The 5730-nt window shown below is 67.4% G+C and carries 5 protein-coding genes; 1 reads left to right on the top strand and 4 read right to left on the bottom strand.

Annotated elements, in window-relative coordinates; all coding sequences use genetic code 11:
* The coding region (locus tag FKP22_RS19150) for an aminopeptidase P family N-terminal domain-containing protein (protein ID WP_211361465.1) at nt 1-502 on the bottom strand (502 nt) is incomplete at its 3' end.
* Nucleotides 503-894: 392 nt separating this feature from the next.
* Between FKP22_RS19150 and FKP22_RS19155 the strand changes: the two genes are divergently transcribed.
* Nucleotides 895-2250, top strand: coding sequence for a S8 family peptidase (locus FKP22_RS19155; protein ID WP_170200961.1), 1356 nt, complete (start codon nt 895-897; stop codon nt 2248-2250).
* A 70-nt stretch (nt 2251-2320) separates the two neighbouring features.
* Here FKP22_RS19155 and kynA read toward each other — a convergent pair whose 3' ends face one another.
* The 3 genes from kynA to kynB are packed head-to-tail and all read right to left on the bottom strand — an operon-like array spanning nt 2321 to nt 5200.
* Nucleotides 2321-3205 carry a tryptophan 2,3-dioxygenase gene (gene kynA / locus FKP22_RS19160; protein WP_141289310.1) on the bottom strand — a complete coding sequence of 295 codons (885 nt, stop codon included), beginning with the start codon at nt 3203-3205 and terminating at the stop codon, nt 2321-2323.
* A gap of 2 nt (nt 3206-3207) precedes the next feature.
* Entirely contained in the window at nt 3208-4491 is a 1284-nt protein-coding gene (gene kynU, locus FKP22_RS19165; RefSeq protein ID WP_141289312.1) for a kynureninase, read from the bottom strand.
* 40 nt (nt 4492-4531) lie between these two features.
* A complete protein-coding gene (gene kynB / locus FKP22_RS19170) occupies nt 4532-5200 on the bottom strand; it encodes an arylformamidase (protein WP_141289311.1) in 669 nt (222 codons plus the stop codon).
* Nucleotides 5201-5730: the final 530 nt, after the last annotated feature.

The following is a 5730-nucleotide window of genomic DNA, read 5'->3' on the forward strand; positions in this document are numbered from 1 at the left end:
CCAGGTGTTCGTAGATGCCGGCGGTCGGCAGCGTGGGCCTGTCATCCCAGGCGGCGTCCAGCGGGTCGGCCTGGGTTTGCAGCTGGATGCCGGCGGCGTCGGTCACGCCGCGCAGTTGCTTGGCCGCGGCCAGGCCCAGCACCTGGCCGTCGACCGCCAGGGTCTCGCCGCGCTTGAGCTGCTGGGCGATCCAGTCCAGGTGGTAGGTGGCGGCGCCGGTCGGGATCTTGACCAGCGCGATGCCGCTGCCGGCCAGCTCAGCCTCGGCCTGCGTCCAGTAGCGGCTGTCGGCAAACAAGGCTGCCTCGGTCAGCGTGACGACCAGCGTGCCCATCGAACCGGTGAAGCCGGAAAACCACTCGCGGCCCTGCCAGCGGCCCGGCAAATATTCGCTGATGTGCGGGTCGCTGGACGGCACCAGCACGCCTTGCACATTGGCGGCGGACATGGCTTCTCGCAGGCGGGCAATGCGAAGGCGGGCGGGGGCGGTGCGGGTGTCCATGGTGTGGCTCCGGTCGGCCAGCCCGCGCGGATGACGCAGGTGGCGCAGGTCGTCAGGAAGGGGGGCGAAGCCGGCGCCATGAGCCCGGCGCCGGACCGGTGATTCTAGGAGCAGCCCGCGCCCGAGGTCTCGTCAGGGCTGCTGCTGGCGGGTGGCCGGTGCGCGGTCCGGCTTGGTGCGCGCAATGGTTCACGTGCCAGTTGTCGGTGAATCACGGGCGCGCGTGGTGCGCGGCTACGTAGTTTCCTAAACGTGAACACCCGCGAGGTCCTTCGAGTCAATGATTTCCCCCTAAGTCGCATGGTAGACACCCCCCTCTTCCGCTGCGAAGCTGTAACAAGGTTTTATATATGTGTTTCCCGTTGGTTTGGAGGTGTCGAGTGAGCAGTTGTTTGAATCGTGGCCTGTCGGCTGTTGCTGTGGCGGTGTCGCTGCTGGGCTGCGTGGGCCTTGCCCATGCGAATGCGGACCTCGTCGAGGCCAGCCTGAGCGCGCATGCCAAGTACGTGCCCGGTGAGCTGCTGGTGCAGTTCCACGGCACCGCGGCGCTGGCTGCGCGGCAGTCCGCATTGGCGCTGGTGGGCGGGCGCTCGGTCGAGCGGCTGCGCGCGGCCAACGGCAGCATGGGCGAATTGCACCGCATCCGCCTGCCGGAAGGCTCCTCGGTTGCCGCCGCCATGCGCTTGCTGAGCGCCAATGGCTTCGTCAAGTTCGCCGAGCCGAACTGGGTCTACACCGCACAGTCGGTGGCCACCGATCCCTACTATGTCAACGGCAGCCAGTGGGGCATGTATGGCGCCACCTCGCCGCTCTTCACCAATGCCTACGGCTCCGGCGCCGCGATGGCTTGGGACAGGGGCAACACCTGCCTGAAGAAGATCCATGTGGGCATCATGGACGAAGGCATCATGCTGACCCACAACGACTTGTTGAAGAACGTCTGGACCAACCCGGATGAGGTGGTCAACGGCATCGACGAAGACGGCAGCGGCTATGTCGACGACATCAACGGCTGGGACTTCGTCAACAAGGACAACACCGTGTTCGACGACGTGACCGACGAGCATGGCACCCAGGTGGCCGGCATCATCGGCGCGCGTGGTGGGGACGACAAGGGCATCGCCGGCGTCTGCTGGGGCGTGAACATGATTCCCGCCAAGATGATGACCAACGGCACCGGCAACGCCGGGCTGGCAGTCAAGGCAATGGATTACCTGACCAACCTGAAATATTCGAAGAACATCAAGCTGGTGGCCATCAGCGCAGCCTGGGGCGGCGGTGGCTTCTCGCAGGCCTTCTCCGATGCGATCGGCCGCGCTGGCGCTGCCAACATCCTGGTGGTGGCAGCTGCCGGCAACAGCAGCAAGAGCAACGACACCGCGCCGTTCTACCCGGCCAGCTATGCGCTGGACAACGTGATCTCGGTCGCGGCGCTGACCGAATACGGCACGCTGGCCAGCTATTCCAACTACGGCGCTACCACGGTTCACCTGGCCGCACCGGGCACCGCCATCGAGACCACCAACCCGGTGATCAAGAAGGGTGTCTACAAGTCGGGTTATGCATCGTTGAGCGGCACCTCGTTCGCTTCTGCGTTTGTGGTGGGTGCTGCCGCGATGTATGCCTCGTCGCACCAGAGCGCCACGGCCCCGGAGATCAAGGCGGCGATCCTGAACAGCGCGGTCCCCACCTCCTCTCTGACCGGCAAGGTTCTCACCGGCGCCCGGCTGGACATGAGCACCTTCTGAGCGTCCTCGCACTTCCGCAAAAAGCCGCCCGAGGGATGCCGAGGGCGGCTTTTTCATTGGGCGGTGAAGGCTAAAGCTCGGTGCGCAGTTGCCAGATCTCGGGGAACAGCACCACGTCCAGCATCTTGCGCAGGTAGTTCACGCCGCCGGTGCCGCCGGTGCCGCGCTTGAAGCCGATCACGCGCTCCACCGTGGTCACATGGCGGAAACGCCAGAGGCGGAAGGCGTCTTCCAGGTCGGTGAGTTCCTCGCCGAGCTGGTAGAGGTCCCAGTGCTGGTCCGGTGCGCGGTAGACCTGCAGCCAGGCCTGCATCACGCCCTCGCTGGCCGTGTAAGGCAGGGTCCAGTCGCGCTCGGTGTGGCTGGCAGGCACCGGGATGCCGCGGCGAGCCAGCAGGCGCAAGGCCTCGTCATACAAGGACGGCCGGTGCCAGGCGGCGTCCACGATCTGCAGCAGGTCCGGCCGGTGCGCGTGCGGCTTGCGCATCGCTGCATTCTTGTTGCCCAGCGAAAACTCGATGCAGCGGTATTGCCAGCTCTGGAAACCGCTGGATTGGGCCAGGTAGGGGCGGATGGCAGAGTATTCGGGCGGCGTCATCGTCGCCAGCACGTCCCAGGCGTGCACCAGCTGCTCCATGATCTTCGAGACCCGGGCCAGCATCTTGAACGCCGGCTGCAACTGGTCGGCCGCGAGGTGGCGCACGGCGGCGGTCAGTTCGTGAAGCATCAGCTTCATCCACAGCTCGCTGGTCTGGTGCTGCACGATGAACAGCATCTCGTTGTGGTCTGGCGAGAGCGGATGCTGGGCGCCTAGCACCTCATCGAGGTGCAGGTAATCGCCATAGCTCATGTCATGCGAGAAGTCGAGCTGGGCGCCTTCCTCGCGGACGATGGTTTCGCCAGCAGCGGTCGGCTTGGCGGGCGTGGCGTCTTGCGGAGCGTGAGGGCAGGCCATGCTCAGGTCACCGCCGCGCGTTGGTTGAAACGCGCCTGGCGCCATTCGCCGCTGTCCAGCACTTCGGCCAGCGCGGTGACGGCGTCGAACACGTCGACGAAACGCGTGTACAGAGGCGTGAAGCCAAAGCGCAGCAGGTCGGGCTCCGCTTCGCTGCTGGCGCCGGCACGGAAGTCGCCGATCACGCCGCGTTCGATCAGTGCGGCCATCACCGCGTAGCCGCCTTCGTTGTGAGCCAGCGAGACCTGGCTGCCGCGCTGCGCATCGTCCAATGGCGAGGCCAGCGGCAGTGCGTGCGCAGCGCAGCGTTGCCGCACCTGATCGATGAACAGCCGCGAGAGCTGAAGCGACTTGGCGCGCAGCGCGGCCATGCCGCCCAGCGGCTCGGCGGCCAGCAACGTGTCGATGCCGCATTCCAGCGCGCTCATTGCCAGCACCGCCGGCGTGCCGCAGAGGTAGCGCGACACGCCCTGGGCTGGCCGGTAGTCGGTGTCGAAGCGAAATGGCGCGGCGTGGCCCATCCAGCCGGAGAGCGGCTGCCAGAAGCGGTCCGCATGTCGGGGGTGCGCCCAGGCGAAGGCGGGTGCGCCAGGCCCGCCATTGAGGTACTTGTATCCGCAGCCGATTGCGAAATCGGCTTGCGCGCCCTTCAGGTCCACCGGCACCGCGCCGGCCGAGTGCGCCAGGTCCCAGATGGTCAGCGCGCCAGCGGCATGGGCCAGTGCGGTGACGCGGGCCATGTCCAGCATCTGGCCGCTGCGGTAGTTGACCTGGGTCCACATCAGCACTGCGATGTCAGCCCCCCCGGCCAGCCGCGCTTGGAGTTCGGCGGCGCTGGTCAGCTCCAGCGTCAACCCGTGCTGGGCGCAGAGGGACTGGGCGATGTAGAGGTCGGTCGGGAAGTTCTCCCGGTCGGACAGGATGACCTTGCGCTCGGGTGCGTCGGCCTTGGCAATCGACAGGGCCGCGCTCAGCACCTTGTAGAGGTTGACCGAGGTCGAATCGGCGACGACCAGCTCACCAGGCGCCGCACCGACCAGCCGGGCGATCTTGTCACCCAGGCGCTGCGGCTGGGCGATCCAGCCGGCGCTGTTCCAGCTGCGGATCAAGCCTTCGCCCCATTCCTGCTGGATCGCTGCAGCCACGCGGGCGGGGGTGGCCGCGGGCAGCGCGCCCAGCGAGTTGCCGTCCAGGTAGATCACGCCTTCGGGCAGCGTGAACTGGTTGCGTAGCTCGCGCAGCGGGTCGGCGGCGTCCAGCGCCAGGCAGTCTTGTCGGGTCAGGATTTCGGACATCGGCAGTCTCAACGGAAAACAGGAATCTCAATCAGAGTTCACGCAGCACGGCGCGCACCGGGGAGGCATCAGCCTGGATCAGCTTGAGTGGCAGGGCGATCAGCTCGTAGTCGCCTTCGGCCACCTCGTCCAGCACCAGGTTTTCCAGCACCCGCAGGTCGCGCTGGCGCAGCACCTGGTGGCTGTCCAGCGTCTTGCTGTCGGCCGGGTCCACGCTGGCCGAGTCGATGCCGACCAGGCGAACGCCGAGGTCGGCCAGCCAGCTCAGCGTCTCGGGCGCGAAGGCGGGCAGGGCGGTGTCGAAGCGGTCCTGCGGCATGCGCTGGTAGGTACGCACCAGGACGCGCGGCGGCAGGCCGGCCACGGCGTGCCGCAGGTGTTCGATGCGCACCAGCGGGCCGACGCCGATGGCGTGGATCACGCGGCAGGGGCCGAGGTAGGGGGCCAGGTCCACCAGGCCGGCGGTCGCGCCTTCCGGGCTGTAGTGCAACGGTGCATCGGCATGTGCGCCAACGTGTGGCGAGAGCGTCAGCGTCGCGACATTGACCGGGCAGCCGGGGCCCAGCGTGGCGGCCCATTGTTGTTGGTAGGGCGTGTCGCCGGGGAAGACCGGTGCGCCGGTGTGCACCGGCGGGGAGATGTCCCACAGCCGGCGCTCGCGCAGCGCCGGGCGGGGGGGCGGGTAGGAGGCTTCAGGCATGGCGGCGAAAGTTATCGCCGCATGATGCGCCGTGGTGTCGGTTATTTCCAACAGCAACGAGAAATCCGGGGCGTAGGCCCGGGGTTCTCAGGCGCTGTCTGCCTTCAGCAAGGCCAGGCCTACCGTCTGCAGCACTTCGGCAGACAGCGCCGGTTCGTCCACCGCGCGCGCCAGCACCAGCGCACCCACGAGGCTGGCCTAGGTGGTGATGGCCTGGGCGCGCTGCGCTACCGGCGGTTACCGCGCCGCAGGCCCGGGTCGCGCACGATTCGTGCGACAGTCGCCGGTCTTCGGTTTCTGGCGGCGCGGTATCGGCATGAGGTTTGGAACTTCGGGGCTCCTGTGTGCAGGGGCGGCGGCGCTTGTGGCGAGCCTGGGGCTGAGCGGCTGCGGCGCATTTTTCGCGGCGCGCATGGCGCGCAACGTGGTGGGCGACCGCAACGACCTGCTGCAGGCGCAGCGTGAAGCCACCTGGCTGGTTGATTGCGGACGTGGTGCCGGAAACGATGGCATTCAGCTGGTCCCGCAAG

The organism is Ideonella azotifigens, from assembly GCF_006519715.1.
GTDB classification, from domain to species: domain Bacteria; phylum Pseudomonadota; class Gammaproteobacteria; order Burkholderiales; family Burkholderiaceae_C; genus Ideonella; species Ideonella azotifigens.